The sequence below is a fragment of the Rickettsia endosymbiont of Ceutorhynchus obstrictus genome, from assembly GCF_964026565.1.
Classification (GTDB): domain Bacteria; phylum Pseudomonadota; class Alphaproteobacteria; order Rickettsiales; family Rickettsiaceae; genus Rickettsia.
The window spans coordinates 323,823-348,323 of the sequence record NZ_OZ032162.1 but is presented as its reverse complement, the minus strand read 5'-3'; the positions used below and the strand labels follow the sequence as shown (position 1 = coordinate 348,323).

The window sequence follows — 24,501 nt, the reverse complement described above, 5'->3', positions numbered from 1 at the left end:
AATTGCTTAAACTATCTTTTATGATATATTACTTGGTATGGAAAATACTGAATTATCATTACCAGAATTTATTGCATTTCTTCAGATGAGAGGAAAATATAGTTTTAGCCTTGATGAAATTCCAACTAAAGCTTATGCCTCTCGTAAATCACTATTGTCTATGGTTCAAAGACTTATAAAAGAACAAAGACTTTTTTCCCCATACAAAAGATTTTATACAATTGTTCCACTTGAGCATAAAGTGGCTGGATCAATTCCTGCCTTATGGTACAGCATAATTAACTAAGATATTGACATGTTATAACAAACAGCGTCAAAAAAATGTTCAAAATCTTTTGCGGTTTTTCTAATTTGGTTTTTTAATTTAAACCAATAATTCTCAATTGGGTTTAAATCAGGAGAATAAGTAGGTAAAAATAAAATACTACAACCTACAGATTCTATTAGCTCTTTGACCTTAGAATTTTTATGGAAATTAATATTATCCATCACAACTACTTGACCTTGCTTTAACTCTTTGATCAAAAAATCTTCAATATAAGCCTTAAAAATTAGAGTATCACAAGTCCCTTCAAAAACTACCGGCGCTATTATTTTGCCATTACAAAGCCCTGCTACCATACTCACTCTTGTTTTGTGTTGGTAAATTTTCTTGTCGTAACATCTTTTACCTTTTAGACTATAACCATATTCTAAGCACGCGTTATCTTCTATGCCGGATTCATCAATAAATACTAAATCTTCTTTAGAGCCTATCAGTAAATAAAAATTAAAGAATAAAGAGTAGAAAAATAGAAGAAGAAATGTTATATAAGGTAGCAAAAAAGCAAAAGAACTATGAGCTATCCAAGTGAATTACGGGATGAAGAGTGGGAAATAATAAAAGAATATTTTGCCTATAAGAAGAAAGGCAGGAAAATAAAAATAGATAGAAGATCAATAGTAAATGCAATATTTTATCAGAGCCGTACAGGGTGTCAGTGGCAATATTTACCAAAAGAATATCCAAATTATAAAATAGTTAATGAATATTATAATAAATGGAATCGTAGAGGATTATGGCAAAAGATAAATGAAGAACTGGTTTCAAGATGCCTAGAATCAATGGGGAAAAAAAGCAAATCCGAGAATTGGAATAATTGATTCGCAATCAATTAAGAATACGCAAAGAAGTGAAGTAAAAGGGTATGATGCCGGTAAAAAGATAAAAGGAATAAAGCGTCATATAGTAACAGATGCAAATGGTTTATTACTAGCTGTTAATGTACATTCAGCAAGTATACAAGATAGGGACGGTGCTAAAGAAAGCTTGCTTGTAGCAAAGAATAAATATCCATCAATTGAAAGATTTTTTGCAGATGGAGGCTATAGTGGTAATTTACAAAATTGGTGTTTTTTGAATACAAAATCATTGTTATCTGTAGTAAAGAGAAAATCAGAAAAATTTGAAATCTTACCGATTAGATGGATAGTAGAGCGTACTTTTGGTTGGTTAAATAATTTCAGAAGGTTAAGTAAACATTACGAACATACTGTCAAATCTGCTACTAATCAGATTTATATTGCTATGATTCGGTTAATGCTTAATAAGTGAGCGTTCACGCCAATTTTAGTAAATGGCAGAAAGGGTTAATGCCTTGGAGTTTAGAAGTAGCATAAAGTGACTTAATCCTTTCTAAGAATCTGTCGCCCCTTAGTGACCATGTAAAAAAAGAATTCTTTCGATATTTAACAAAATGCTTTATCTGTCGTTCTGCCAAGTTATTAGTTAGCTCTATTTGTGAATCATCTAAAAAGAGCCATATCATATCGAATGATTTTAGTATATTATTTGCTACTCTTTGGGCTTGTAAGTATTCAGTATTAGCGACATCTTGCAAGTAATACAGCATAATCTTTTTAATTTTCTGCATTACTGTTAAATATCGAGGTTTATCTAACTTATTTTCTTTATGTAAATTATAAAGCCTAAATATCGTATCAGTTACGCAAAGAAGGTCTGAACCAATTTTAGCAAGAGAGGCATTGTGACTATGAGCGAATCTTTTAAAATCTCTACGCAAATGAGCTAAACATATTTGACGATTGCTGCTGTCAAACATATTATAAGCCGCATATCTATCGCTTATTATTTTCCCTTCATATTCAGGTAAAAAACTTTCTAATATCTTTTGTCCTCTTGAATTAGCTAGCTTAAATACCGTAAAAGCTTTGTTCGTAGCTACCCAGCACCAATGTTTACTACCTTTATTACTAGAACTTGTCTCGTCTAAATGAAGGTAACTGCTTTCTTCAATTTTATTCAATAATTCATTATATTTATCTTCTAACTTAACTGATATTCTGTTCTCCGTATTTGAGATCAAGCCAAGACTAATATCAAGGTTAAATATTTGGTTTAATATTGATTGTACTTCTCTCTTACTATTATTAAAGAATCCACTTAAAGAACTAATTATACTTTCAGCGTTCTTCCCTAATAATCGGTAATTATCTAGTTTTGCTTTATATCTTCTATTACATAAAGAGCATACTTTCCTATACAACCTATATTCCGTAACAACAGGTTTGATAACAGGAATTTCTATTTTTTGATGGGTTCTATATTTTTCTTCTAATAACAATGAACCACCGCACTTACAAATCTCTTCATCGGGCATAATATCAACATTGATATCTGACGTTTTTATTTGATAAGCGTTATATTTATGACCTGCTTGTCCCCCGGGATTTTTATCACTCTTTGGTCTAGTCTTCTTCTCTATCCGGTATATATCTTTAGAGCTAGGAAGACCAGAGTTGCTAGAATTCTTATTTAGCCTATCTTCCAACTCTATTAGCTTAATCTTTAATTCTTTATTTTCTTGTAAAAGCCGTTGATTGGTTACTTCTAGTAATTCTACTAGCTTTTCTAACTCTATAATTCGATCGGATAGAACATTATTCATTGATGCTGCTACTTATTCTTGTCCTATCTATTTCTATACAATTCTATAACCTTTTTCAACTTTTATTTTTATTTATTTATATCCGTGAACGCTCACCTTAATAAACTGATTTGTTAACACTTATTTACTGATAGCCTCTAAGGGGCGACAGATTCTTAGAAAGGATTAAGTCACTTTATGCTACTTCTAAACTCCAAGGCATTAACCCTTTCTGCCATTTACTAAAATTGGCGTGAACGCTCACAAACAAGTTTAGTATAAAAATATGTTTATACTTGATTGCCGCGTCGGCATAAATGCCTCCTCGCAATGACGATTCTGGTAGCCATGCAACAAAGCCCTATGAAGCAGCAGCGGGGGAGAGAATTGTAGCTAAAAAATCTTTATGTTTTTTTAATTCTTCTTTAGTGGGTGCAACTATTTTAGTACGGTTTACCGAATGACTTAGTGGACTCACTGTTAACCTATTTGTTATAGATATCTCTTTAGTGAGATTAAAGGCGGCTTGCCTGCCTCCCGTTAATTCGACATATACCTCGGCAAGTAAAGCTGCATCTTTCAAAGCACCGTGTAATTGACGAGAAGAATTATCAACTTTAAATCTCTTACACAAGGCATCAAGGCTAGCACCTTTTCCCGGGAACATGTTTCTTGCCATAATGAGGGTATCGATAGCACTTGAAAGCTCTAAGGGCTTAACTGTAGATTTTTTGAGAAAAGATAATTCGTGATTAATAAATTTTATATCAAAAGGCGCATTATGAATGACAAGTTTGCTATCTGCAATAAATTCTAAAAAATCATCGGCAATATCTCGAAAAATCGGTTTATCTTTAAGAAATTCTCCGGAGATACCGTGTATCCTATATGCTTCCGTCGGCATGTTACGTTCAGGATTGATGTAAAAATGAAAATGCTTGCCGGTTAATACTTTATTGATCATTTCGATAGCGCCGATTTCTACGATCCGGTGACCGTCTCGCGGCTCTAAGCCTGTAGTTTCGGTATCTAAAATTACTTCTCTTACTTGTGACACTCTAATTTCTTTATTAATTGCATTATTTGTTTTTCTAACTTTAACATATCACAGTCACTATTTATAGCAAAATCTGCTCTTGTTATTTTATCTTCCTGAGATAATTGGATTTTTTCTATTTTTTTATAAATTTGCGGATCAAATGACGGGCGACCGATTGCGCGCTTTATTCTTGTTTCTTCCGAGCAAAATATTGTTACTACGAAATCGAAATATATTTTAAAATTGGCTTCAAAAAGTAGAGGGATTTCTGCAAAAATAAATTCAGCAATTTTATTTTGTTGTTTAAAAAAGATTAATTCTTTTATTAAAAGCGGATAAATAAAATCCTGTAATTTTTGTCGGGCCTTATCGTCATTATAAATTAATGTACTAATTTCTGTTCGATCAAATATTTTTAAACTAGGCAATAAGTTTAAAATTTGGTTTTGTATTTCTATGTTTTTATACAAATTTTTTACACATTCATCGGCGGAAAAAGTTTTATACCCCTTACTTGCTAAGTAATCTACAACAAATGTTTTTCCCGATGCGTAACTACCCGTGATGCCTATTGCTAACATTTTGCCTTAATTATAAAAATTTTATGTTTATTAGCAAGTTTTACAGTAAGCTCCTGATCAATAATAATGACCGTATCTTCGATTGCTATACCGTTATAATTATATTTAGCAAGATTTAGTATAGTATCAGGACCGATAGTCGGGATATCCATTCTATTATCCTGTCCGAGCTTCATAATTTTAACTAGTACGCCTCCTTTAGTTTTTTTGCGTAAAGAGGCGCATCTAATTATTAAATTATCCGTTCCTTCTGCTGCCTCAATACCAAGCACATAACCATCTTCCATTATAACCGACTGACCGACATCCATGTCACTTAAACTTTCCAGCACTTTTATACCGAGTTCGATATCAATCATATCGGAAGCAGAAGGATACAAAGTTGTTATAACATCGCTTCCAAAATCATGATTTTTAAATATTTCATTACTAGCAATTATCTTAAAACCTCTTTCCTCAAAAAAATTAGCAATTATACGTAAAACGTTATCATCTCCTAAAAATTTCTGTTTTAATATTCTAGCAAGTAATACGCTACCGGTTCTATCTACTCCTACAGACCGTATATTAGGTCGATTAATACCGCCGGCAAAAATTAAATTTTGTACGTTACTCTGCCGGAAATATTCAATTACTGCACCAGCCATACCGATTTTAAAAGTCTTATATTTAAAATTTTCGATTAATTTTAAGTTAGCTTCACCCTCTAATGCTGCTATATAACAATCGCCGCCTTGTTTTGTGTAGCTATCAGCTATTGAAAAAGGTAACAAACCTTTGCCGGCTATAATTCCGATTCTTGGGAGCATAAAATGTTTTTATTATTAATGTATGTGTTATACCAATTCCCAAATTAAACTGTACGGAAGTAATTTGATTGGCGAGTACCCGCAGCCTATAACTTAATAGGTGAGGACGCGAGTCGAATTCAAAATTACTTCCGTACATTTAATTTCGGACATTGGTATAAAGTATAAAAGTATTTTAAACATAAATCTAGGATTCTTAAAAGTAAACTTTACATTTTATTAAAATTAAGGCATAATAGTAGGGCTAGTAATAGCTATAGTAATAAACGTAATTTAGAATAGAAGTTGCGGACCCGGGGGCGGTACCCGGCGCTTCCACCAGAAATAATATATAATGCAAATACTGCTTGTATTTTAAAAATTGGGAAGTGTCACCTAGTGACTTGACTAGCTTTGTTGCATGGCTCGAATTTTTGCAAAGCAAGCCGGTGTCATACCGTGGCTTGACCCACTACTGTACGAACGTTGAAAAAAGGCTGTGTCATGCCGTGACTTGATCACGGCATCCAGGAAAATAAAGCCATATTAGACTTATTTTAGAGTCTTTTTATGATATTATAAGCTGGATTCCGTGGTCGTAGCCACGGAATGACAGAATTTTTACCTCTTTATTTAAACGTTCGTACACTAGAGGGCTTGACCACGGTATCCAGTCTTTTTACTAAGATTTTTCTGGATGCCGTGGTCAAGCCACGGCATGACATCGTACTTGTAATAACCATAATACGGTAAATTATGATCCATGCAACAACGCAGGTACAAGCCATAGTATGACAACTCACCATTTATAAGTAGTATATTTATGGGGGCGAAATAGGATCGACGTACTTAATAAAAAAATTGCTTTTACTCGGGATGATTCCGCCGGGCTTTTGCCGTTTGGGTCAAACAAAAGAAACGCAAATAATAATCAACGTTTCGCAAGTAGCCCAGCTTTAGCTGTAGCTTAAACTTGCGCGGTTTGGGGTTTTACCGGGCAACAGAAAAAGCCCCATATACCGACAGTTATAGTAGTTATATAGGAGAGAAGAAAACCGTCATTGCGAGAAAGCATTGTTGCATGGCTCGAATTTTTGCAAAGTGTTCCGGTGTCATGTCGTGGCTTGACCACGGCATCCAGTCTTTTTATTAAGATTTTTCTGGATACCGTGGTCAAGCCCACTACTGTACGAACGTTTAAATAAAGAGGTAAAAATTCTGTCATTCCGTGGCTACGACCACTTCAGTCCAGCTTATAATATCATAAAAAGATTCTAAAATAAGTCTAATATGGCTTTATTTTCCTGGATGCCGTGATCAAGTCACGGCATGACACAACCTTTTTTCAACGTTCGTACAGTAGTGGGTCAAGCCACGGTATGACACCGTACTTATAATAACCATAATTAATACGGTAAATTATTAGCCATGCAACAACGCCTTGCCTAGGCGGGAATGACCTCAAAAATCCGATCCATGCGGGCAACATCTTCTTGCAGTATACTTAGCTAATTTAAATTCTTAATTTAAAATATGAATATTAAATATCAAAAATTTCTTAATGAATCTATGTTAGAATTCGTAAAAAAAATTCTTACAAGAATTCAAAGCGAAAATTTATATTGGGATCAACTAATATATATCTCATATAGAACCGATAACCCGTTAGTAGTATTGCCGCTTAAAGTGAAACAACTCTATCCGAAAGAAATAACGATAGTTTTGCAACATCAATTTGAAAATTTGCTAGTAAAAGATGAAGGATTTTCTTTAACGGTTAGTTTTGACGGAATAAAAGAGGCAATTTATATACCGTTTAATTCACTTATTAGCTTTGTTGATTCTAGTAATAATTATAGTTTAACATTTAATCAGCAGCTAAATTCATATAATAATTCTCAAAACGAAATATTAAAAATAAAAAAACAACTTTTAGAAGAAAGAAATAAAGATGATGACGAAACTAATTTATCACCGAATGTAATAATTTTAGATAAATTTCGGAATTCTTCAAAAGCTAAGCCCTCTAAGCCAAAGTAACTAAACCTTTAGTAAATGACAAAAGATAAATCACACGTAATTATCTACACCGATGGCGCTTGCTCAGGCAATCCCGGTCCCGGAGGATGGGGAGCTTTACTACAATTTAACGGTCTTAATAAAGAAATAACCGGTTATGAGTTACATACAACTAATAATCGCATGGAGATGAAAGCCGCAATTGAAGCATTAAAGTCGTTGAAAAAATCGTGTTTTGTTGAAATCCATACCGATAGTAAATACCTCCAGCAGGGAATTACCGAATGGATTTATAAATGGATAAAAAATAACTGGTACAAAAACAACAATGAACTAGTTAAAAATGCCGATTTATGGCAAAATTTATACGCCGAACTCGATAAGCATACTATTATCTGGAAATGGGTAAAAGGACATGCCGATAATCAAGGTAATATTATCGCCGATAAACTAGCCGTGAAAGGAAAAGAACTAGCTATAAAGATGCTCAAATGCTCAAAATGAATAGTTCAAGGATGAATAGTTTTTTTATCTCTTTTTTTTATAAAAAAGTTGGAGAAGATGCGCTTTTTAATAAATATTATGAAAGCAAAAAGCCTAATTATCTAGGGCGTAATAAAAGATTTATTGTTTATAAAGGAGAAAGTGAACCTGCAAAAATTCCTCCCATGTGGCATGCTTGGCTACATCATATGATTAATGAAGTGCCGCATATTAATAACTTTCCATGGCAAAAAAATCATATACTTAATACTGCCGCTGAGGATAAAATAGTAAATTCTAGCTATAATAGATGGAAACCATAGTAAATTTTTAAATACAAAATAACGAATTAAAACAATGAAACAAAATATTATAGAAACTATGGTCGGTTTTACGGTACTAATTATTGCAGTATTATTTTTAACTTTTGCTTATAAAACCGGCAGTTCTTTAAATAACTCTAACGGATATCAAGTAACCGCTAGCTTTCAAAGCGTCGAGGGGATAGTTATGGGAAGCGACGTAATGGTCGCCGGTATAAAAATAGGTGTGGTAAAAGAAATTACCTTAGACCCGAATAATTTTTTTGCTCTAGTATATTTAAGTATAAATGATGATATAAAATTGCCTAAAGATTCAAGAGCATCGGTGGTTACTAGCGGATTACTCGGCGGGAAATATATTTCTATCACTCCCGGTAGCGAAGACGAAAACCTTGCCGCCAATGATCAAATAAAATATACTCAGCCGGCCATTAATGTGGAATCATTAATTAATAAGTTAGTATCTTCATTTGGTAACAAATAATTTTTATACAGCTAAATTCAGAAAGTTTGGGCGTTGTTGCATGGGTCGAAATCCTTATAAAAACCGTCATTGGGCGTTGTTGCATGGCTCGATAAAAGCAGCAGTATGTCATTCTAGCTAAAGGCCATAACTGTCCGAAGTTAAAAAAATTAAGGTTAAAAATAGTATTTTTGAGCATCAATATTAAGAATTTTTACTATATATAGCCATTAAATACAGTAAAAATCTATATTTCTTTCTACTTCTTTATGTAACTTCGGACAGTTATGGCTAAAGGCTAGAATCCAGGCTTTCTAGCTTTGTCATGCTGAACTTGTTTCAGCATCTTTTTTTAGTAGATCCTGAAATAAATTCAGGATGACTTTTTTGTTTTTTCTAGATTCCCGCCTGCGCGGGAATGACATACGGCACTTTTTTAGAGCCATGCAACAACGCCGCAAATAGTACATAAGTACAATCAAGACTCGCGAAATTTTATATATAGACTTAATAAGCTTTGCTATACATTACACACTCACTTAATTTGACGATGCTCATAAAAAAAGTGAGAAAAATTATTTTTCTCACTTTTTATTTTTGCTATTTTAAAATTAAGTTTAGAACTCTAAACTTAATTAATTTTTACTTTTTAAAGCTTTCAACCCTTCTTCTAAACCCTCTTTGAAAAGCGGAAAATTTACTTGCTTACCTTCCGCCGTCATTACTCCAACGAAGTTATTATCATTTGACAAAATAGTTTTCAAATCACTTTGAGAAATCGAGGCTACAGCCTGACAGTTACCTAAGGTACAATTAACGTATTTACCGGATGCTATTAATTGTGTTCCGCTAATAATTGAAGTACCGGGAGCGATTAGAATATTTGTAGGTAACGTTTCAATTATTTTTACTTCTTTTTCTTGACCGAAATTACCGACTTGATACAGAGCTAAAACTTCTTGCTCTTTACCTTTAACAGTATTATTAATCTGCTGTGATAAAAAACAAGCTTGCTTTTTCTTATCGTCAACAGTACAATTCAAAGACCAATTACCAAATTTTTTCTTTTCTTCTTTAGAAGTTGCATCAACTTTTCCCGGTTGACCGAAAAGGAAACCTCCACCTATGAATAGAAGCCCCGCGAAAACAAATAAAGTTTTTTTTAAATAACTTTTCATATAGCTAAACCTAAACACTAAAATTTTTTATATTAATGGTGGGCGATGACAGACTCGAACTGCCGACACTCTCGGTGTAAACGAGATACTCTACCAACTGAGCTAATCGCCCACATTCTGCAAGCAAAATATGCACTAATTTTGGAAAATAATCAAGCTAAATTTTGAGAATTAAATTTTCAACAACTTAATAAATGAGCTAAATAAATAAATTCTTAAATTAAAGAATAATCGACAACAATATAAACAAAAAAATAAGTAATAATTTATTTTTTTAAAATTTTATTAGCTTTAATTTAGCTAATAAATACTTAAAAAAAAGCAATTAGGAGATTATACTTCTTCTTTAGCCATTTGTTTAATTCTTTGAGATAATTGACTAATTTTTCGTGAGGCGGTATTCAATTTAATAATATTTTTCTTCACCCCTTTCATTATTTTAGATTGGGCTGTAATCAAAGCAAGATTAGCATTATCTTTTGATCCATTATTAATTTCGTGCAAAACTTTTTTAATATAAGTCTTTATTGCACTTGATCTTTTTTTATTAACCAACGTTTTTTTTATGGTTTGCCTTGCAGCTTTTTTTGCTGAAGAATGATTAGCCATTATTTTCCCTTATACAGATTTATTACTTATTTTTAATATCTTTTTGAGTATCAATATTATGATTTGTGCTGCCTTTAGCATTCACATCCCTATCAACAAATTCAATATACGCTAGAGGAGCTAAATCACCGTAACGAAAACCGGCTTTTATTATTCTAGTATAGCCACCGGGTCTATTACTATATCTTTTTCCCAAGACATTAATTAGCTTTTCTACCGCGACCTTATCTTTTATCTTAGCTAATACACTTCTTCTGGTTGCTAAATTAGTATTTCTAGCCTTAGTTACTAAAGCTTCCACATAAGGTCTTAATTCCTTAGCTTTCGGCAGCGTTGTTTGTATTTGCTCATGCATAACAAGCGCTACAGCCATATTAGCAAACATTGCTTGCCTATGGCTACTAGTTCTATTAAGCTTTCTACCTTTAATTTTATGTCGCATCTTTTTTATATATCCTTAAATTAATAGAAATCTTCGTAACGCTTAGATAATTCTTGTATATTTTCCGGTGGCCAGTCAGGCAAATCCATACCGAATTTTAAACTGAATTTTGCTAATATCTCTTTAATTTCATTTAAAGATTTTCTGCCAAAATTTGGAGTTCTTAGCATTTCAGCTTCAGTTTTTTTAACAAGATCCCCAAGATAAACTATATTTTCATTCCTTAAACAATTCGCAGATCGAACAGATAACTCCAATTCATCAACTTTTTTAAGTAAATAAGGAGAGAAAGGCAAGGATTCTGTTTTATCTTGCTTATCTTCCTCTTGTTCTTCAAAAGAAATAAACGGTTGTAATTGTTCTTGTAAAATACGGGCAGCTAAACCGATAGCCATTTCCGGAGAGACATCTCCGTTAGTTTCCACCATCATAATTAATTTATCATAATCGGTAACCTGACCAACCCTAGTATTTTCAACCTTATAGGTAACTCTTTTTACCGGACTAAATAAAGCATCTATAGCAATTTCCCCGATAGGTAAGTTATTTTCACTATTACTTGTACTAGGCACGTATCCTTTTCCTATTCTACAAGTTAACTCCATTTCAAGCTGCTTACCTTTAGCCAAGTTACAAATTACATGTTCCGGATTTAATATCTCTACATCATGACCGGTTTCGATCATTCCGGCAGTTACTACACAAGGTCCTGAAGCTTTTAACTTAACAATTTTTTTATCTGCAACATGCATTTTTATTGCTATAGATTTAATATTTAAAACTATTTCAACTAAGTCTTCTTTTATCCCGGGAACAGAAGAAAATTCATGCACTACTCCGGGAATTTTTATAGACGTTACGGCTGCTCCTTGTAGAGAAGAAAGTAAAACCCTTCTCATAGCATTACCTAATGTTAAACCAAAGCTTCTTTCTAATGGTTCGACTATAATTTTTGCGATATTGTCAGTTTCAGGAGAGCTTTGATAAGCTACCTTATGCGGCTTTATTAAAGAGTTCCAATTTTTACTTAGCGATAACATTCTATACCTATATCTATGTCTTCCTTATACTCTTCTTCTTTTTGGCGCCCTTACTCCATTATGTGCAATGGCTGAAACATCTAGAATTGATGTAATTACAAAATTTTGTCCAAATACTGCACGCATCGCTGATTCACGTTGAGCGCCAGGTCCTTGAATTCTAATAGAAACAGTTTTAAGCCCGTATTCTTTTGCTTCTTCGGAAGCTTTATCTGCAGTTATCTGAGCGGCGTAAGGAGTCGCTTTTCTAGCACCTTTAAATCCGTTTCTTCCTGCGGATGATGAAGATATCGCATTACCTTGGACATCGGTAAACGTAATGATAGTATTATTAAATGTTGCTTGTATATGCACAACACCAAGGGTAATAGTCTTCTTTTTTTTCTTAACTTTAGTTTGACTCATCTTTATACTCTACTCTATTATTTTACGGCTTTTTTCTTACCGGCAATCGCCACAGCTTTTCCTTTTCTCGTACGAGCATTAGAATGAGTATTTTGCCCCCGAACCGGCAATTTGCGTATATGCCTAAGCCCTTGAAAACACCTTATATCTTTTTTCTTTTTAATGTTAAGGTTAACCTCTCGTCTTAAATCACCTTCAACTTTATATTCTTTTTCAATAACATTACGTAAACTAATAAGTTCCTGATCATTAAGATCTTTAACTTTTTTACTTTCCGGTATCTTTGTTTTATCACAAATTTCCTTGGCAATAGTATTTCCAAGACCGTAAATATACGTTAAACTTATCACTAAACGCTTATTATCGGGAATGTTAACGCTCGCAATTCTTGCCACAAATAATCTCCAAAATTTCACTAACAACTAAAAAAATAATATAAAAATCTTTTATAAAGTCAATTTATTTTTAGTATTTTATATAAATCACTTTCTATTTCTTCTTCTTTTTTACTTGCATTTATCGTATAAAACTCACAATTATCTTTATAATAATTTACTAAGGGAGAAGTTTCAATTTTATACTCTTCTATTCTTTTTTTTATAATTTCTTCACTATCATCTTTCCTATAAACAAACACGCTTGAGCCACAAGCATCGCAAATATTTTCAACTTTAGGTTTTAAGAAATAATTATTATATATCTTGCCGCAATTTTCGCAATTATATCTACCTAAAATTCTTTTAATTAATATTTCATCGGAAATATCAAAGTAAATAATTTTTATTTTTTGATTGCTAATAGTTTTAAAAAATTCAGCTTGTTCTAGATTACGAGGATATCCATCTAATATATAACCGTTTTTATATTTATCCGACGATAAAAATTTCTCAACTATTCCATTTACTATTTTATTAGGAATAAGTTTTCCTTGCTTTATATAATTATTAATTAACCTACTCTCCTCACTTGAGGACATAATAATTGTTCTAAATATATCGCCGACAGACACATGAGGTAAATGACTTTTTTCAGCTAACTTTTTCCCCTGAGTTCCTTTTCCGGCTCCAGGCGGACCTATAAGAACTATTATCACTTCTAACTCATTTTTAATTTTTTAATTTTACCTTTTTCATTAACCCTTCGTATCTACTACTAAATAAGTAAGTTTGAATTTGGGTGAATGTATCAAGCACTACATTAACTACAATTAAAAAACTTGTCCCTCCCAAAGAAAGTGATACAACATATTTATTCATTAATAATTCAGGAATCACACATATTAAACTTAAATATATCCCCCCTATAACCGTAAGCCTAGTAAGTATATAATCAAAATATTCTGCCGTGTTTTTTCCGGGTCTTTTACCCGGAAGATAAGCACCGTATTTTCTTAAATTATTGGCTGTTTCTTCAGAGTTAAATACTATTGCCGTATAAAAAAAACTAAAAAACATTATTAAAGCGACATACAACAAAATGTAGATAGGCTTTCCGTGACCCAAATAATATGTCAATCTCCCCATAATTTCTGAATTATTAGTAGAGAAATTTGCAAGTGTCGCAGGAAATAATAAAATTGAACTAGCAAATATCGGCGGGATTACACCTGCCGTATTAAGTTTAAGCGGCATATGAGTTGCTTCCCCGCCGTAAATCTTATTTCCTACTTGCCGTTTAGGATATTGCACTAATAATTTTCTTTGAGCCTTCTCGAAAAAAATTATTATAGCTATTAAAATGACTACCCCTACGCAAACAGTTATCCCCACTAACGGCGATAAAGCTCCTTTACGAGATAATTCAAACATACTAATAATAGCACTAGGCACGCCTGAAACTATACCTATAAATATAATTAAAGAAGTGCCGTTTCCTATCCCACGAAGCGTAATTTGTTCACCAAGCCACATTAAAAACATTGTCCCGACAGCTAAGGTAATTACTGTGGTAACCTTGAAGAAAAGACCGGGGATAATCACTACCGGTCCGGTATTTGTTACTATCGATTCCAAACTTATAGCCACCCCATAAGCTTGAAAAGACGCTAGCAAAACTGTTAAATATCTTGATAACTGATTAACTTTTCTTTTTCCGGCTTCACCTTCCTTTTTTAAATTTTCCAAAGGTTTATAAGCTACCGACATTAATTGAATAATAATTGACGCAGTTATATAAGGCATAACCGCTAAAGCAAAAATAGACATCCTGCCTAAAGAACCGCCTGACAACATATTAAACATGCCGAGTATACCGGATTGATTCTGCTCGGCAACACTATTTAAAGCAACCGAATCAATACCCGCTATAGGTATAAATGATCCAAACCTACATATTATAAGAACTAAAATAGTAAAAATAATACGATTAATAAGATCATTGCCGGTCTTTTTGGAAGAATGTAAATTCATAAGTTACAATATTTGCCCACCGGTTTTTTCAATCAATTCTTTGGTTTTAGAAGAATAAGCATCTAACTTAAATGATAAAGGGACGGCAAAACCATCAGTACTAACCGATAATAATTTAACTAATAAGTTACTATTTTTAATTAACCCGACCTCTACCAATTTTTCTTTAGTAATTATTTCAGCCCCATTTAAACGCCCGGCCAATAATAGAGCTTCGATATCATAAATATTTACAACATTATATTTTTTAGGAGATAAAGAATTAAATCCTCTTTTCGGCAATCTTTTTATTATAGGTGTCTGACCGCCTTCAAAACCTTTTATTGCCACTCCAGACCTAGATTTTTGTCCTTTTACACCTCTGCCGCAAGTTTTACCTTTTCCGCTTCCAATGCCTCGTCCGACTCTTTTTCTATTTTTTTTAGAACCAAAATTATTATATAATTCGTTTAATTTCATTTTGAAACTCTACTTGATATTTTCTATTTTTAACAAATGCTCAACTTTTTTAAGCATACCTTTAATTGAATTAGTAGCATCGAGAATAACAACTCTACCGATTTTATTTAGACCGAGTCCAATTAACGTTTGCTTCTGATCATATTTACGACCTATGCTACTTTTAACTTGAGTAACCTTTAATTGTATATCAGCTAATTTTTTTTCTTTTTTATTACTCATAGTTCCTTAATACACCTCAAGCTTTTAAAAAACCTAAAATATTATTTAATATTATTATTTATAATGCGATATTATTCACTAACTTGAAGATCAGTAGCTTTGACCGATACTTCATTTATTTTTTTGTCTCTTCGTAATCCAATAGTTTTTGGCGAAGAAAGTTTACTTAATGCATCAAATGTTGCCGCAATCATTGCGTATACATTACTAGAACCTAATGATTTAGCAACAATATCATGAACTCCTAAAGAGTCAAATATTGCTCTCATAGCACCGCCTGCAATAACTCCGGTACCTGCTTTAGCTCTTCTTAAAATTACTTTAGCGGCTCCACTTTTTCCCACAACATCGTGGTGAATTGTTCTATTTTGATAAAGAGGAATCTTAGTCAATTTTTTCCTAGCTTCTTGAGTCGCTTTTCCTCTTGCTTCAGTCACTTCTTTTGCTTTACCGTGACCATAGCCTACTTTACCTGCTCGATCTCCTGCAACTACACATGCAGCAAAAGAAAATCTTCGTCCGCCTTTAACTACTTTAGTAACTCTATTTATATCAACTACAGTTTCGCTTAAAGCTTCTTCGTTTTTTTTACCTTTAGACATTTATAATAACCTTAATCTAAAATCTTAATTTTTTCCGTGCCGCATCAGCGAGAGCTTTGATAACACCGTGGTATTTATACCCCCCTCTATCAAATACGACTTCCTCTATTCCTTTCAAAATAGCTTTTTCAGCTATTAATTCACCAATTTTAACGGCATTGTCTACATTACAATTAGACTTTTTTAATTTTTTAATTTTTTCGTCTAAAGTTGAAGCCGAAGCAATAGTTATCGCTTTTGAATCATCAATTAACTGAGCATATATATGTCTTCCGGATTTAAAAATAGATAATCTATGTCTATTAGATAGCTTGGCTATCTTATATCTTACTCTACTTTGTCTTCTTTCAAACTTAAGTTTCGCGCTATGCATATTTAACTCTTAAATTTTAATTTTTCTTGCCTTCTTTCCGTGGTATATACTGACCTTTAAATTTAATTCCTTTACCTTTATAAGGTTCAGGCGGTCTTTGCTTTATAATAATTGATGCAAACTGACCTAATTTTTCTTTATCCGTCCCTTCCAAAATAATCACATTTTGTTTAGGAACATCAACTTTAATATCTTTAGGTATTTCAATTTTTGTGTTATGGCTTTTGGCAAGCATTAAATTTAAATATTCTCCCTTTACCATAGCCCTATAACCGACGCCGTTAATTTCAAGCTCTAATTTAAAGCCTTCCTTTACCCCTTTAACCATGCTAGATATTATACTTCTTGCGGTACCCCACATAGAACGGGCATTTTTATTTTGAGCTAACGGTTTTACTAAAATTTTATTATCTTCTAATAAAATTTCTATACTGCCTTTAAAAGCTTTTGATAATTTACCTTTAGGTCCGGATATATTTACTTCTAAACCGTTTAAGCCAATTTTTACCCCTTCCGGTATAATAATCGGTAACTTCCCAACACGTGACATTTTTTTACCTTAAAACACTTTACAAATTACTTCACCGCCGACATTTTGAATATGAGCTTCTCTATCCGACATTATTCCATGAGAAGTAGAAAGAATATAAATTCCCATATTATTATAATATCCTTTCAAATCTTTGATTGCTGAATATACTCTTCTTCCTGGCGTTGAAACCTTATGAACTTCACGTATAGAGGCCTCGCCTTTGATAGAATATTTTAAATCTACCTCGACATGACTAATATTATTTTCTTGGAGAACTTTATATTCTTTTATATAACCTTCTTTTTGCAATACATCTAAAATTGCACATTTCATTTTAGAACTAGGAAAAGAAACGCTCATTAATTTACTTTTATAAGCATTTCTAATTCTAGTTAACATATCCGCTACATTATCAGTCATTGACATATGATATACCCCTTAATTCTTACCAACTCGCTTTAATTAACCCGGGAACTAACCCTTTACCGGCTAAAACTCTTAACATATTTCTTGAGATGCCGAACTTTTGGCTTACGCCTCTTGGTCTTCCGGTTAATTCGCATCTATTTCTTACTCTAATAGCAGCTGAATTTCTCGGTAATTGAGCAAGCGTCATTACCAAGGAAAAACGCTCTTCTAATGAAATATTTTTATCATAAATTTTATTCTTTAATTTTGTACGCTTATTATATAAGCTTTGCGAAATTTTTTTTCTTCTTTCATTTTTTTTTATAGAACTTAACTTTGCCATCTATATATCCTAAAAATTAATTATAAAAAGGTAAATTAAACCCGGAAAGTAACAATTTACCTTCTTTATCGTTTTTAGCCGTGGTAACAATTGTAATATCCATACCCCTTATTACATCAATTTTATCGTAATTAATTTCGGGGAAGACTATTTGTTCTTTTAATCCGAAAGTAAAATTTCCTTTACCGTCAAAACTTTTATAAGAAAAGCCTCGAAACTCCTTAACACGAGGCAGCGCCACAATGACCAACCTTTCTAGAAAATCATACATTCTGTCTTTGCGTAAAGTTACTTTACAACCTATCTTCATTCCTTCGCGAAGTTTAAAGGTTGCTATAGATTTTCTTGCTAAAGTTACAATAGGCTTCTGTCCGGAAATCAATGTTAAATCATTAACAACATTATTAATTACTTTAGAGTCGGCTACCGCCTCTCCTACTCCCATATTTATAACGATTTTTTTAATTTCCGGTATTTCATGCTTATTCTTATAAGAAAATTCTTTTTGCAAATCTTTTATAATTTCTTGAGTATATAACTCTTTAAACCTTAATAACATTATTTACCTTCCTTGCCGATAATCTCTCCTGATTTTTTTGCTACTCTAACTTTAGAACCGTCCTCTAAAATTTTAAAACCTATTTTTGTAGATTCACCGCTTTTAGGATCGATATGAGCAACATTCGAGATATGTATAGGCAATTCCTTAGTTATTATTCCTCCTTCACTTACTTGGCTTGGTTTGGTATGTTTTTTTACCAAATTTACACCGGAAACGATAATTTTATTATCTTCAGGAAAAACTTTTAATATCTTACCCTTTTTCCCTTTGTATTTGCCGGTAATAACCACAACTTCATCACCTTTTTTAACTTTTAACTTAATCATTTATAATACTTCCTCTGCAAGTGACATTATTCTAACAAATTTTTTAGCTCTAAGTTCTCTAGTTACCGGTCCAAAAACTCTAGTACCTATAGGTTCACCCTGCTTATTTAGAAGTACTATTGCATTTTTATCAAATTTTATTGTATTGCCGTCGATTCTTCTAACACCCGTTCTGGTTCTAACTATTAATCCTTTATATACATCACCTTTTTTAACTTTACCGCCGGGCATAGCTTCCTTAATTGAAACTACTATAACATCCCCAAGTTTAGCTATCATATGATGAGAACCTCCCAAAACTTTAATACACATAACTTTCTTAGCACCAGAATTATCCGCAACATCTAAGATGCTTTGCATCTGAATCATAAATTACTTCCACTTATATACTTTTTACAAAACACAAAATAAACAATCTATTCGATAAAGTCAAAGGCTAAAAGCCTTTATAGTAAAATGACTTAAACTTGTTTACATCGTTGCTCGTCGCTATCCTAATTAAATTAGGCTTCACTCCTTACATCTTATATGTAAATTCAACTGCTTTTACTATACTCCTCATTTAATACTATCCATGTTTTGGTTTTTGAAATAGGACGACTTTCTATTATATTAACTTTATCTCCGTCTTGAAACTTATTTTCAGGATCGTGAGCAGCATATTTTTTAGATACTTTTACGAATTTCTTATAAATAGGATGTTTAAATTTACGTTCTACTTTTACGGTAATAGTTTTATCAGCCTTTGAACTAACTACAACGCCCTGTAAGACTCTTTTTGGCATTTTAATATTCCTCACTCTCAGATCTTTTGGTTAACTCGGTATTAATACGTGCTATTGATTTTTTAACAAAAGAAAATCTACTTGTATTTTTTAATTCCCCTAAAGTCTGCTGAAATCTCAAATTAAACAATTCTTTTTTAAAAAAAATAAGATTTTTATTAAGCTCTTCTATAGTTTTATGAACTACTTCTTTTTTTAAGGATTTTAAATCAGTCATAACGCCTCACTATCTTTGTTCTTACCGGTAGTTTAGCACTGGCAAGCTCTAAAGCTCTAAGAGCTATATTATCTTCTACTCCTTCAATTTCAAACATAATTCTCCCGGGAGAAACTCTTACTGCAAAAAATTCCGGAGAACCTTTACCTTTACCCATTCTAACCTCAGCCGGTTTTTTAGAAACAGGTAAATCGGGAAAGATTTTTATCCATAATCTACCTTGTCTTTTCATACATCTAGTTGCCGCTTTCCTTGCCGCTTCTATTTGTCGTGCGGTCACTCGCCAACCGTCTATAGACTTTAATCCAAAAGAGCCAAAAGCAAGCATGGTACCTGATTTTGCTTTTGAGGAAACTCTTCCCTTATGAGCCTTTCTAAATTTTTGTTTTTTCGGAGCTAACATTCTTGTACTTTAAAATTAGTTATATTTTTTATTTTCGGTGTACTCACCTTTGTAAATCCAAACCTTTACCCCTATAACTCCATAAGTAGTTATAGCTTCGGCTGTGGCATAATCAATATCAGCCCTTAAAGTATGCAAAGGAACCCTCCCCTCTCTATACCATTCCGTTCTAGCAATTTCAGCGCCGCCGAGACGCCCCGAACAACTAACTCTTATACCAAGCCCCCCTTGTTTAAAAGAAGCTTGAATAGCTGTTTTCATTGCTTTCCTAAAAGAAACTCTTTTTTCAAGTTGCGAAGCAATATTTTGCGCAACTATTGGAGCATCGATATTAGATTTTCTTACTTCATGAATATTAATATAAACTTCTTTCAAAGAAGCCATTTTTTCTACAGTCTTTTTTAATTTATCAATATCACTACCGCTTTTACCGATAATAATATTCGGTTTTTTTGCATAGATATTAATTATAATACTTTTATTAGAAGGCCTTTCAATAAGTATCCTACTAATTTGAGCTTGATTACAATTTTTATTTATTAATTCCCTAATCCTAAAATCTTGTATAAAAAGAGTTTTGTAATGTTTTTCAGCATATAATACTGAATCCCATCCTTTAATTAATGTCGGTCCAACTCTAAAACCATGTGGGCAAATTTTTTGTCCCATTTTAATTCTCCTCTTTTTCTGTAACGGTGATATAGAGATTACTAAAAAACTTATTAATTCGAGCCGCTCTCCCTTTAGCTCTCGGCATAACTCTTTTCATCACTAAAGCTTTACCGACCGTAACACTCGTAATAACTAATCTATCTATATCTAGACCTAAATTATTTTCAGCATTAGCAATTGCTGAATGTAAACAATTTTTTACATCATGTGCAATTCGTTTCGGTGAGAAAGTTAACTGCACTAATGCTTGTGCGACTTTCATATTTCTAATAGAAGCTGCAACTAAATTTAACTTTCTGGGACTAACTCTAATAGATTTAGCTTTTGCCGTAGCAAAATTTTTACTTACTTGTGCCATATAATTTATTTTCTTTTAACTTTTTTATCTGCTCCATGACCGTAAAATGTTCTAGTCGGCGCAAATTCTCCTAATTTTCTGCCAACCATTTCTTCACTTACGGAAACCGGTATAAACTTATTTCCGTTATGCACGGAAAAGGTAAAACCAACAAAAAAAGGCAAAATAGTTGACCTTCTGGACCAAGTTTTAATCATTTCCGATTTACCGGATTCCATTAACTTATGTACTTTTTTTATCAAATAACCGTCTACAAAAGGCCCTTTCCAAACTGAACGCGCCATAATTAACACCTAATTTTAATTTTAATTATTTTCTTTTCTTGATAATAAACTTCGAGGTAGATTTATTTTTACGAGTCTTTTTACCTTTAGTCGGGAATCCCCAAGGAGTAACGGGATGACGCCCTCCGGAAGTTTTACCTTCACCGCCGCCATGCGGATGATCAACCGGGTTCATAGCTACACCTCTAACGTGAGGTCTCCATCCTAGCCATCTATTTCTACCGGCTTTCCCTAAATTAATATTTTTTTGATCCGAGTTAGAAACAACGCCTATAGTAGCTTTACAATCTAAAGGTACTAATCTAAATTCCCCCGATCTAAGCTTAATTTGAGCATATCCTGAATCTTTACCCACCAAATCTACCGAAGTACCGGCCGACCTTGCAATTTGACCGCCTTTTCCTACCTTCATTTCAACATTATGTAAAGTAGTTCCAACCGGAATAAATCTTAAAGGCAGACAGTTGCCGATTTTAATATCAGCCTCTTTGCTAGATATAATTTTATCGCCTATGGCTAATTTTTGCGGTGCTAAAATATACGCATGTTCGCCGTCTTCAAATTTAATTAAAGCAATGAAGGCAGTACGATTCGGATCATACTCTATTCTTTCAACAATCGCAAATACATCTAGTTTATTTCTTTTAAAATCAATAATACGATATAATTTTTTATGCCCGCCGCCTCTATGCCACGACGTAATTCTACCTTGATTATTTCTCCCGCCCGTTTTAGTTAACCCTTTAGTTAAAGGTTTAAAAGGTTTGCCTTTCCAAAGACTAGTTTTATCAACTTGTATTAACTCTCTAAGTGAAGGAGTAATCGGGTTAAATTTCTTTAAAGCCATTTATTTAATTCCTCCGGTAAAATCAATAGTATGATCTTTTTCTAATGTCACGATAGCTTTCTTCCTATCGGATTGACATCCGTTAATCCCTTTAAATCTTTTCTTCTTACCTTTCACATTTAAAATATTAACTTTTTTAACTTTTACTTTAAATATTTCTTCAATGGCTTTTTTAACAGAGATTTTTTTAGCAAGCTGATCTACATAAAAAGTAAATTTATTTTGTTCAGAAAGGGCGGTAGTTTTTTCGGTTATAACCGGTCTTCTAATCAAATCGTAATGTTTATAAAAATTCATTTTAACCTCTTTTCTAAAACATCAACTGCCTCTTGTGATATCAACACATATTCATGACGTATTATATCGTAAACATTCGCTCCTATTTGCGGAACCACTATTGTATTATGAATATTTTTTGCAGCTAAGGAAAAATTAACATCAACCTCATTTCCATCAATTACAAAAAAGCTTTTTCCTTGAAATTTACTTAATATATTTGCAAGAATAGAAGTTTTAGGCTCATCTAGCTTTAAAGAATTTATTACTAATAATTTCCCCTCCGCTAATTTTCCTGATAAAGCATGCATTAACCCAAGTTTTCTAACTTTTTTAGGCAATTTTGTTGCATGACTTCTTGATACCGGACCATGAGCTACTCCACCGCCGCGCATTTGGGCAGACCGCAGCGAACCTTGTCTTGCGTTACCCGTACCTTTTTGCTTAAACGGTTTTTTTGTAGTACCGGATACCCCTGATACCGTTTTAGTTTGGTGAGTACCGGACATTGCCTTAACTCGCTGCCAATCAACAACAAGCTTTATAATATCTTCTCTGATGAACTCCAAAGCAAATATATCTTTATCTAAACTAATCTCCCCAATCTCTTCATTGGCAAGATTTAATATTTTAGTCTTCATATTTGTTTAACCTATATAATCTTCTATACTCTAGAGCCGTAATTGTGAGTAAATAATGACCTTGTTGCATGGCTCGAATTTTTGGTGTCATATCAGCGAAAGCTGCTATCTAACTTACTAATTTTGTTATATTGTTAAGTAGATTCTCTCTTTCGAGGGAATACACAAAATGTAAAACAAGCCATGCAACAATGCCGTAAACAATGCTCATGTGCAATGTTAATCGTCATTGCGAGTAGGCATTGTTGCGTGGATCATAATTATCGTACTATAGTTATTACAAGTACGGTGTCATACCGTGGCTCGTCCACGGTATCCAGAAAAACCTTAATAAAAGACTGGATACCGTGGACGAGCCACGGTATGACACCAAAAATTCGATCCATGCAGCAACGCCTTTAGTCGCTCGCAATGACGAGGTAAAATCGATCAACACTGTGTTTACCAATTAACACAGCAATTTTTTAACTATTCTCTTAAATTTATTATATCGTTATTGAGGCCTTTTTTATTGCATCTTTAATGCAAAGATAAGAACCTTTAGAACCCGGAATGCTACCTTTAATCATAATAACCCCGCGCTCTTTATCAACCCCGAATATTTTTAGATTTTGAATAGTAACTTTTTGACATCCCATATGTCCGGCCATCTTCTTATTCTTAAAAACTTTACCCGGATCCTGCCTTCCTCCGGTAGAACCGTGAGAACGATGGGATATCGACACACCGTGAGAAGCCTCAAGCCCTCTAAAATTATGTCTTTTCATACTACCGGCAAAACCTTTACCTATAGTAGTACTAGATACGTCAACAAATTGACCGGCGGTAAAATGATCCACTTCTAAATTAGTAGTGATATCGATAAAATTATCTTCAGACACCCTAAATTCTTTTAATTTCACCTTAGGCGATACTTTAGCGTTAGCAAATATCTGCTTCATCGGCTTAGTTACCCTTGATATTTTTTTATCTTTTATCCCGATAACTATAGCATTATATCCATGTTTTTCTGTAGTTTTATGTCCTATAACCTGACAATTATCAACCTTTACTAGAGTAAGAGTAACCCTCTCTCCTTTTTCATTAAACACTGAAGTCATACCAATTTTTTGGGCAATTATACCAGTTCTCATTACTCCCCACTCTCTAATTTTATCTCAACGTCAATACCGGCAGGCAAATCAACTTTCTTTAAAGCATCAACGGTTTGCGGCGTTGGATAGCTTATAATAAGCAATCTTTTTTGAGTTCTGATCTCGAATTGTTCCCTTGACTTTATATGTACGTGAGGAGATCTATTTACGGTAAATCTTTCAATCATTCTAGGTAGAGGGATAGGACCGCTAACATCAGCTCCGGTTCTTTTAACAGCGCCGACTATTTCTTTCGTAGCTTGATCAAGAATACGATGATCAAATGACTTTAAACGAATCTTAATTTTTTGACTATTTTTCATTTAGTAAACCTTTGTTACAAACAGCAAGAC

45 protein-coding genes, 1 tRNA gene, 1 other RNA gene and 1 pseudogene are annotated in these 24,501 nt (G+C 33.1%); 10 read left to right on the top strand and 38 right to left on the bottom strand.

What is annotated here, in order from left to right; genetic code table 11:
* Positions 1-37 precede the first annotated feature (37 nt).
* Positions 38-286, top strand: a complete 249-nt coding sequence (locus AAGD64_RS02175; protein WP_341793677.1) for a hypothetical protein — start codon at positions 38-40, stop codon at positions 284-286.
* Here the strand turns inward: AAGD64_RS02175 and AAGD64_RS02170 are convergent.
* Positions 283-750 (bottom strand): annotated as a pseudogene (locus AAGD64_RS02170) (IS630 family transposase); the annotation flags it as partial. The gene AAGD64_RS02175 and the pseudogene AAGD64_RS02170 sit on opposite strands and share 4 nt — an antisense overlap.
* An 87-nt stretch (positions 751-837) precedes the next feature.
* Between AAGD64_RS02170 and AAGD64_RS02165 the strand changes: the two are divergent.
* Together AAGD64_RS02165 and AAGD64_RS02160 are read left to right on the top strand one after the other, a co-directional pair.
* Positions 838-1,143: a transposase gene (locus AAGD64_RS02165; RefSeq protein ID WP_341793676.1), complete on the top strand. Its 306-nt coding sequence runs from the start codon at positions 838-840 to the stop codon at positions 1,141-1,143.
* Positions 1,130-1,594, top strand: coding sequence for an IS5 family transposase (locus AAGD64_RS02160; RefSeq protein WP_341794133.1), 465 nt, complete (start codon positions 1,130-1,132; stop codon positions 1,592-1,594). The genes AAGD64_RS02165 and AAGD64_RS02160 overlap by 14 nt, the downstream gene beginning before the upstream one ends.
* A gap of 4 nt (positions 1,595-1,598) precedes the next feature.
* Here the strand turns inward: AAGD64_RS02160 and tnpC are convergent, their stop codons facing one another.
* The 4 genes from tnpC to AAGD64_RS02140 all read right to left on the bottom strand — a co-directional run bounded on the left by tnpC (position 1,599) and on the right by AAGD64_RS02140 (position 5,356).
* Entirely contained in the window at positions 1,599-2,948 is a 1,350-nt protein-coding gene (tnpC, locus tag AAGD64_RS02155; RefSeq protein WP_341793675.1) for an IS66 family transposase, read from the bottom strand.
* A gap of 340 nt (positions 2,949-3,288) precedes the next feature.
* Entirely contained in the window at positions 3,289-3,984 is a 696-nt protein-coding gene (gene dnaQ, locus AAGD64_RS02150; RefSeq protein ID WP_253307987.1) for a DNA polymerase III subunit epsilon, read from the bottom strand.
* Positions 3,972-4,547 (bottom strand): dephospho-CoA kinase, encoded by a 576-nt coding sequence (coaE, locus tag AAGD64_RS02145; protein ID WP_253307988.1) that lies wholly within the window; start codon positions 4,545-4,547, stop codon positions 3,972-3,974. Before coaE ends, dnaQ begins: the two co-directional genes overlap by 13 nt.
* Positions 4,541-5,356 (bottom strand): LpxI family protein, encoded by an 816-nt coding sequence (locus AAGD64_RS02140; RefSeq protein ID WP_341793674.1) that lies wholly within the window; start codon positions 5,354-5,356, stop codon positions 4,541-4,543. Before AAGD64_RS02140 ends, coaE begins: the two co-directional genes overlap by 7 nt.
* 204 nt (positions 5,357-5,560) lie before the next feature.
* Here AAGD64_RS02140 and ssrA point away from each other — a divergent pair.
* Positions 5,561-6,351: a transfer-messenger RNA gene (ssrA, locus tag AAGD64_RS02135) on the top strand.
* Here the strand turns inward: ssrA and AAGD64_RS02130 are convergent.
* Positions 6,303-6,560 (bottom strand): hypothetical protein, encoded by a 258-nt coding sequence (locus AAGD64_RS02130; RefSeq protein ID WP_341793673.1) that lies wholly within the window; start codon positions 6,558-6,560, stop codon positions 6,303-6,305. The two genes, ssrA and AAGD64_RS02130, sit on opposite strands and share 49 nt — an antisense overlap.
* A 120-nt stretch (positions 6,561-6,680) precedes the next feature.
* A complete protein-coding gene (locus tag AAGD64_RS02125) occupies positions 6,681-6,821 on the bottom strand; it encodes a hypothetical protein (protein ID WP_341793672.1) in 141 nt (46 codons plus the stop codon).
* A gap of 47 nt (positions 6,822-6,868) precedes the next feature.
* Here AAGD64_RS02125 and AAGD64_RS02120 point away from each other — a divergent pair, with 47 nt between their 5' ends.
* From AAGD64_RS02120 to AAGD64_RS02100, 5 genes are read left to right on the top strand one after another with little or no spacing between them, the layout of a single operon-like run.
* Complete coding sequence (locus tag AAGD64_RS02120; protein ID WP_253307990.1) at positions 6,869-7,375, top strand: ClpXP protease specificity-enhancing factor SspB; 507 nt, start codon at positions 6,869-6,871, stop codon at positions 7,373-7,375.
* Positions 7,376-7,390: 15 nt separating this feature from the next.
* Complete coding sequence (rnhA, locus tag AAGD64_RS02115; protein ID WP_253307991.1) at positions 7,391-7,858, top strand: ribonuclease HI; 468 nt, start codon at positions 7,391-7,393, stop codon at positions 7,856-7,858.
* Positions 7,859-7,869: 11 nt separating this feature from the next.
* Positions 7,870-8,160 (top strand): NADH-ubiquinone oxidoreductase subunit NDUFA12 family protein, encoded by a 291-nt coding sequence (locus AAGD64_RS02110; protein WP_253307992.1) that lies wholly within the window; start codon positions 7,870-7,872, stop codon positions 8,158-8,160.
* 34 nt (positions 8,161-8,194) lie between these two features.
* On the top strand, positions 8,195-8,644 hold the full coding sequence (mlaD, locus tag AAGD64_RS02105; protein WP_253307993.1) for an outer membrane lipid asymmetry maintenance protein MlaD: 450 nt from the start codon (positions 8,195-8,197) through the stop codon (positions 8,642-8,644).
* Complete coding sequence (locus AAGD64_RS02100; RefSeq protein ID WP_341793671.1) at positions 8,631-8,765, top strand: hypothetical protein; 135 nt, start codon at positions 8,631-8,633, stop codon at positions 8,763-8,765. Before mlaD ends, AAGD64_RS02100 begins: the two co-directional genes overlap by 14 nt.
* A gap of 181 nt (positions 8,766-8,946) precedes the next feature.
* On the opposite strand, the gene AAGD64_RS02095 is transcribed toward AAGD64_RS02100, so the two are convergent.
* From AAGD64_RS02095 to rplD, 29 genes are all read right to left on the bottom strand, one after another.
* Positions 8,947-9,093, bottom strand: coding sequence for a hypothetical protein (locus AAGD64_RS02095; RefSeq protein ID WP_341793670.1), 147 nt, complete (start codon positions 9,091-9,093; stop codon positions 8,947-8,949).
* A 165-nt stretch (positions 9,094-9,258) separates the two neighbouring features.
* Positions 9,259-9,801, bottom strand: coding sequence for an invasion associated locus B family protein (locus AAGD64_RS02090; RefSeq protein ID WP_253307994.1), 543 nt, complete (start codon positions 9,799-9,801; stop codon positions 9,259-9,261).
* 36 nt (positions 9,802-9,837) lie between these two features.
* A tRNA-Val gene (locus tag AAGD64_RS02085) sits at positions 9,838-9,913 on the bottom strand.
* A 221-nt stretch (positions 9,914-10,134) separates the two neighbouring features.
* Positions 10,135-10,410 carry a 30S ribosomal protein S20 gene (gene rpsT, locus AAGD64_RS02080; protein WP_253307995.1) on the bottom strand — a complete coding sequence of 92 codons (276 nt, stop codon included), beginning with the start codon at positions 10,408-10,410 and terminating at the stop codon, positions 10,135-10,137.
* A gap of 22 nt (positions 10,411-10,432) precedes the next feature.
* Positions 10,433-10,852, bottom strand: coding sequence for a 50S ribosomal protein L17 (gene rplQ / locus AAGD64_RS02075; protein ID WP_253307996.1), 420 nt, complete (start codon positions 10,850-10,852; stop codon positions 10,433-10,435).
* Between the two features lie 20 nt (positions 10,853-10,872).
* Positions 10,873-11,892, bottom strand: a complete 1,020-nt coding sequence (locus tag AAGD64_RS02070; protein ID WP_341793669.1) for a DNA-directed RNA polymerase subunit alpha — start codon at positions 11,890-11,892, stop codon at positions 10,873-10,875.
* A 24-nt stretch (positions 11,893-11,916) separates the two neighbouring features.
* The gene (gene rpsK / locus AAGD64_RS02065) at positions 11,917-12,297 is read right to left on the bottom strand and encodes a 30S ribosomal protein S11 (protein WP_253307998.1); all 381 of its coding nucleotides are present in this window, start codon (positions 12,295-12,297) and stop codon (positions 11,917-11,919) included.
* Positions 12,298-12,314: 17 nt separating this feature from the next.
* Positions 12,315-12,692 carry a 30S ribosomal protein S13 gene (rpsM, locus tag AAGD64_RS02060; protein WP_253307999.1) on the bottom strand — a complete coding sequence of 126 codons (378 nt, stop codon included), beginning with the start codon at positions 12,690-12,692 and terminating at the stop codon, positions 12,315-12,317.
* 59 nt (positions 12,693-12,751) lie between these two features.
* Complete coding sequence (locus tag AAGD64_RS02055) at positions 12,752-13,390, bottom strand: adenylate kinase (protein ID WP_253308000.1); 639 nt, start codon at positions 13,388-13,390, stop codon at positions 12,752-12,754.
* A gap of 13 nt (positions 13,391-13,403) precedes the next feature.
* Entirely contained in the window at positions 13,404-14,705 is a 1,302-nt protein-coding gene (gene secY, locus AAGD64_RS02050; protein WP_253308001.1) for a preprotein translocase subunit SecY, read from the bottom strand.
* A gap of 3 nt (positions 14,706-14,708) precedes the next feature.
* Positions 14,709-15,164, bottom strand: coding sequence for a 50S ribosomal protein L15 (rplO, locus tag AAGD64_RS02045; protein ID WP_253308002.1), 456 nt, complete (start codon positions 15,162-15,164; stop codon positions 14,709-14,711).
* 9 nt (positions 15,165-15,173) lie between these two features.
* Positions 15,174-15,386, bottom strand: coding sequence for a 50S ribosomal protein L30 (gene rpmD, locus AAGD64_RS02040; RefSeq protein WP_341793668.1), 213 nt, complete (start codon positions 15,384-15,386; stop codon positions 15,174-15,176).
* A gap of 71 nt (positions 15,387-15,457) precedes the next feature.
* The gene (gene rpsE / locus AAGD64_RS02035; protein WP_253308004.1) at positions 15,458-15,988 is read right to left on the bottom strand and encodes a 30S ribosomal protein S5; all 531 of its coding nucleotides are present in this window, start codon (positions 15,986-15,988) and stop codon (positions 15,458-15,460) included.
* 16 nt (positions 15,989-16,004) lie between these two features.
* Positions 16,005-16,361: a 50S ribosomal protein L18 gene (rplR, locus tag AAGD64_RS02030; protein ID WP_341793667.1), complete on the bottom strand. Its 357-nt coding sequence runs from the start codon at positions 16,359-16,361 to the stop codon at positions 16,005-16,007.
* Positions 16,362-16,377: 16 nt separating this feature from the next.
* The gene (gene rplF / locus AAGD64_RS02025) at positions 16,378-16,911 is read right to left on the bottom strand and encodes a 50S ribosomal protein L6 (protein ID WP_253308006.1); all 534 of its coding nucleotides are present in this window, start codon (positions 16,909-16,911) and stop codon (positions 16,378-16,380) included.
* A gap of 9 nt (positions 16,912-16,920) precedes the next feature.
* Positions 16,921-17,319, bottom strand: a complete 399-nt coding sequence (gene rpsH, locus AAGD64_RS02020; RefSeq protein ID WP_253308007.1) for a 30S ribosomal protein S8 — start codon at positions 17,317-17,319, stop codon at positions 16,921-16,923.
* A 19-nt stretch (positions 17,320-17,338) separates the two neighbouring features.
* Positions 17,339-17,644, bottom strand: coding sequence for a 30S ribosomal protein S14 (gene rpsN, locus AAGD64_RS02015; protein WP_253308008.1), 306 nt, complete (start codon positions 17,642-17,644; stop codon positions 17,339-17,341).
* A 16-nt stretch (positions 17,645-17,660) separates the two neighbouring features.
* Positions 17,661-18,203, bottom strand: a complete 543-nt coding sequence (gene rplE / locus AAGD64_RS02010; protein ID WP_253308009.1) for a 50S ribosomal protein L5 — start codon at positions 18,201-18,203, stop codon at positions 17,661-17,663.
* Complete coding sequence (gene rplX, locus AAGD64_RS02005; RefSeq protein ID WP_341793666.1) at positions 18,203-18,532, bottom strand: 50S ribosomal protein L24; 330 nt, start codon at positions 18,530-18,532, stop codon at positions 18,203-18,205. The genes rplE and rplX overlap by 1 nt, the downstream gene beginning before the upstream one ends.
* On the bottom strand, positions 18,533-18,901 hold the full coding sequence (gene rplN / locus AAGD64_RS02000; protein WP_253308011.1) for a 50S ribosomal protein L14: 369 nt from the start codon (positions 18,899-18,901) through the stop codon (positions 18,533-18,535).
* Positions 18,902-19,068: 167 nt separating this feature from the next.
* Positions 19,069-19,317: a 30S ribosomal protein S17 gene (rpsQ, locus tag AAGD64_RS01995; protein ID WP_253308012.1), complete on the bottom strand. Its 249-nt coding sequence runs from the start codon at positions 19,315-19,317 to the stop codon at positions 19,069-19,071.
* A 1-nt stretch (position 19,318) separates the two neighbouring features.
* On the bottom strand, positions 19,319-19,534 hold the full coding sequence (gene rpmC, locus AAGD64_RS01990) for a 50S ribosomal protein L29 (RefSeq protein ID WP_253308013.1): 216 nt from the start codon (positions 19,532-19,534) through the stop codon (positions 19,319-19,321).
* The gene (gene rplP / locus AAGD64_RS01985) at positions 19,527-19,937 is read right to left on the bottom strand and encodes a 50S ribosomal protein L16 (protein WP_253308014.1); all 411 of its coding nucleotides are present in this window, start codon (positions 19,935-19,937) and stop codon (positions 19,527-19,529) included. The genes rpmC and rplP overlap by 8 nt, the downstream gene beginning before the upstream one ends.
* A 15-nt stretch (positions 19,938-19,952) precedes the next feature.
* On the bottom strand, positions 19,953-20,606 hold the full coding sequence (rpsC, locus tag AAGD64_RS01980; protein WP_341793665.1) for a 30S ribosomal protein S3: 654 nt from the start codon (positions 20,604-20,606) through the stop codon (positions 19,953-19,955).
* A 1-nt stretch (position 20,607) separates the two neighbouring features.
* The gene (rplV, locus tag AAGD64_RS01975; RefSeq protein ID WP_341793664.1) at positions 20,608-20,967 is read right to left on the bottom strand and encodes a 50S ribosomal protein L22; all 360 of its coding nucleotides are present in this window, start codon (positions 20,965-20,967) and stop codon (positions 20,608-20,610) included.
* A 5-nt stretch (positions 20,968-20,972) separates the two neighbouring features.
* Complete coding sequence (gene rpsS, locus AAGD64_RS01970; protein ID WP_253308017.1) at positions 20,973-21,251, bottom strand: 30S ribosomal protein S19; 279 nt, start codon at positions 21,249-21,251, stop codon at positions 20,973-20,975.
* A gap of 25 nt (positions 21,252-21,276) precedes the next feature.
* Positions 21,277-22,098 (bottom strand): 50S ribosomal protein L2, encoded by an 822-nt coding sequence (rplB, locus tag AAGD64_RS01965; protein WP_253308018.1) that lies wholly within the window; start codon positions 22,096-22,098, stop codon positions 21,277-21,279.
* Positions 22,099-22,395 (bottom strand): 50S ribosomal protein L23, encoded by a 297-nt coding sequence (gene rplW, locus AAGD64_RS01960; protein ID WP_341793663.1) that lies wholly within the window; start codon positions 22,393-22,395, stop codon positions 22,099-22,101.
* Positions 22,392-23,015 (bottom strand): 50S ribosomal protein L4, encoded by a 624-nt coding sequence (gene rplD, locus AAGD64_RS01955; RefSeq protein WP_253308020.1) that lies wholly within the window; start codon positions 23,013-23,015, stop codon positions 22,392-22,394. The genes rplW and rplD overlap by 4 nt, the downstream gene beginning before the upstream one ends.
* A gap of 183 nt (positions 23,016-23,198) precedes the next feature.
* Here rplD and AAGD64_RS01950 point away from each other — a divergent pair, with 183 nt between their 5' ends.
* Positions 23,199-23,417 (top strand): hypothetical protein, encoded by a 219-nt coding sequence (locus AAGD64_RS01950; protein ID WP_341793662.1) that lies wholly within the window; start codon positions 23,199-23,201, stop codon positions 23,415-23,417.
* Between the two features lie 83 nt (positions 23,418-23,500).
* On the opposite strand, the gene rplC is transcribed toward AAGD64_RS01950, so the two are convergent.
* Positions 23,501-24,148: a 50S ribosomal protein L3 gene (gene rplC / locus AAGD64_RS01945; RefSeq protein WP_341793661.1), complete on the bottom strand. Its 648-nt coding sequence runs from the start codon at positions 24,146-24,148 to the stop codon at positions 23,501-23,503.
* Positions 24,148-24,471, bottom strand: coding sequence for a 30S ribosomal protein S10 (gene rpsJ / locus AAGD64_RS01940; RefSeq protein WP_341789527.1), 324 nt, complete (start codon positions 24,469-24,471; stop codon positions 24,148-24,150). The genes rplC and rpsJ overlap by 1 nt, the downstream gene beginning before the upstream one ends.
* Positions 24,472-24,501 lie beyond the last annotated feature (30 nt).

Bases quoted from the DNA above. Each gene is read 5' to 3' on its own strand.
- rplW (WP_341793663.1), bottom strand. From the start codon at position 22,395: ATGAATTTTTATAAACATTACGATTTGATTAGAAGACCGGTTATAACC.
- AAGD64_RS02095 (WP_341793670.1), bottom strand. From the start codon at position 9,093: ATGTACTATTTGCGGCGTTGTTGCATGGCTCTAAAAAAGTGCCGTATG.
- rpsS (WP_253308017.1), bottom strand. From the start codon at position 21,251: ATGGCGCGTTCAGTTTGGAAAGGGCCTTTTGTAGACGGTTATTTGATA.
- rnhA (WP_253307991.1), top strand. From the start codon at position 7,391: ATGACAAAAGATAAATCACACGTAATTATCTACACCGATGGCGCTTGC.
- rplB (WP_253308018.1), bottom strand. From the start codon at position 22,098: ATGGCTTTAAAGAAATTTAACCCGATTACTCCTTCACTTAGAGAGTTA.
- rplE (WP_253308009.1), bottom strand. From the start codon at position 18,203: ATGTTATTAAGGTTTAAAGAGTTATATACTCAAGAAATTATAAAAGAT.
- rplC (WP_341793661.1), bottom strand. From the start codon at position 24,148: ATGAGAACTGGTATAATTGCCCAAAAAATTGGTATGACTTCAGTGTTT.
- rpmC (WP_253308013.1), bottom strand. From the start codon at position 19,534: ATGACTGATTTAAAATCCTTAAAAAAAGAAGTAGTTCATAAAACTATA.
- AAGD64_RS02110 (WP_253307992.1), top strand. From the start codon at position 7,870: ATGAATAGTTTTTTTATCTCTTTTTTTTATAAAAAAGTTGGAGAAGAT.
- AAGD64_RS02070 (WP_341793669.1), bottom strand. From the start codon at position 11,892: ATGTTATCGCTAAGTAAAAATTGGAACTCTTTAATAAAGCCGCATAAG.
- AAGD64_RS02165 (WP_341793676.1), top strand. From the start codon at position 838: ATGAGCTATCCAAGTGAATTACGGGATGAAGAGTGGGAAATAATAAAA.
- rpsE (WP_253308004.1), bottom strand. From the start codon at position 15,988: ATGTCTAAAGGTAAAAAAAACGAAGAAGCTTTAAGCGAAACTGTAGTT.
- rpsT (WP_253307995.1), bottom strand. From the start codon at position 10,410: ATGGCTAATCATTCTTCAGCAAAAAAAGCTGCAAGGCAAACCATAAAA.
- rplO (WP_253308002.1), bottom strand. From the start codon at position 15,164: ATGAAATTAAACGAATTATATAATAATTTTGGTTCTAAAAAAAATAGA.
- rpsK (WP_253307998.1), bottom strand. From the start codon at position 12,297: ATGAGTCAAACTAAAGTTAAGAAAAAAAAGAAGACTATTACCCTTGGT.
- rpsC (WP_341793665.1), bottom strand. From the start codon at position 20,606: ATGGGACAAAAAATTTGCCCACATGGTTTTAGAGTTGGACCGACATTA.
- AAGD64_RS02090 (WP_253307994.1), bottom strand. From the start codon at position 9,801: ATGAAAAGTTATTTAAAAAAAACTTTATTTGTTTTCGCGGGGCTTCTA.
- rplR (WP_341793667.1), bottom strand. From the start codon at position 16,361: ATGCATAGCGCGAAACTTAAGTTTGAAAGAAGACAAAGTAGAGTAAGA.
- AAGD64_RS02140 (WP_341793674.1), bottom strand. From the start codon at position 5,356: ATGCTCCCAAGAATCGGAATTATAGCCGGCAAAGGTTTGTTACCTTTT.
- AAGD64_RS02130 (WP_341793673.1), bottom strand. From the start codon at position 6,560: ATGACAGAATTTTTACCTCTTTATTTAAACGTTCGTACAGTAGTGGGC.
- rplF (WP_253308006.1), bottom strand. From the start codon at position 16,911: ATGTCACGTGTTGGGAAGTTACCGATTATTATACCGGAAGGGGTAAAA.
- coaE (WP_253307988.1), bottom strand. From the start codon at position 4,547: ATGTTAGCAATAGGCATCACGGGTAGTTACGCATCGGGAAAAACATTT.
- mlaD (WP_253307993.1), top strand. From the start codon at position 8,195: ATGAAACAAAATATTATAGAAACTATGGTCGGTTTTACGGTACTAATT.
- rplQ (WP_253307996.1), bottom strand. From the start codon at position 10,852: ATGCGACATAAAATTAAAGGTAGAAAGCTTAATAGAACTAGTAGCCAT.
- tnpC (WP_341793675.1), bottom strand. From the start codon at position 2,948: ATGAATAATGTTCTATCCGATCGAATTATAGAGTTAGAAAAGCTAGTA.
- rplN (WP_253308011.1), bottom strand. From the start codon at position 18,901: ATGATTCAGATGCAAAGCATCTTAGATGTTGCGGATAATTCTGGTGCT.
- rpsQ (WP_253308012.1), bottom strand. From the start codon at position 19,317: ATGCCAAAAAGAGTCTTACAGGGCGTTGTAGTTAGTTCAAAGGCTGAT.
- rpsJ (WP_341789527.1), bottom strand. From the start codon at position 24,471: ATGAAAAATAGTCAAAAAATTAAGATTCGTTTAAAGTCATTTGATCAT.
- rplV (WP_341793664.1), bottom strand. From the start codon at position 20,967: ATGGCACAAGTAAGTAAAAATTTTGCTACGGCAAAAGCTAAATCTATT.
- AAGD64_RS02175 (WP_341793677.1), top strand. From the start codon at position 38: ATGGAAAATACTGAATTATCATTACCAGAATTTATTGCATTTCTTCAG.
- rplP (WP_253308014.1), bottom strand. From the start codon at position 19,937: ATGTTAGCTCCGAAAAAACAAAAATTTAGAAAGGCTCATAAGGGAAGA.
- rpsH (WP_253308007.1), bottom strand. From the start codon at position 17,319: ATGTCAATGACTGATAATGTAGCGGATATGTTAACTAGAATTAGAAAT.
- rplX (WP_341793666.1), bottom strand. From the start codon at position 18,532: ATGATTAAGTTAAAAGTTAAAAAAGGTGATGAAGTTGTGGTTATTACC.
- secY (WP_253308001.1), bottom strand. From the start codon at position 14,705: ATGAATTTACATTCTTCCAAAAAGACCGGCAATGATCTTATTAATCGT.
- rpsN (WP_253308008.1), bottom strand. From the start codon at position 17,644: ATGGCAAAGTTAAGTTCTATAAAAAAAAATGAAAGAAGAAAAAAAATT.
- AAGD64_RS02120 (WP_253307990.1), top strand. From the start codon at position 6,869: ATGAATATTAAATATCAAAAATTTCTTAATGAATCTATGTTAGAATTC.
- AAGD64_RS01950 (WP_341793662.1), top strand. From the start codon at position 23,199: ATGCAACAATGCCGTAAACAATGCTCATGTGCAATGTTAATCGTCATT.
- rplD (WP_253308020.1), bottom strand. From the start codon at position 23,015: ATGAAGACTAAAATATTAAATCTTGCCAATGAAGAGATTGGGGAGATT.
- rpmD (WP_341793668.1), bottom strand. From the start codon at position 15,386: ATGAGTAATAAAAAAGAAAAAAAATTAGCTGATATACAATTAAAGGTT.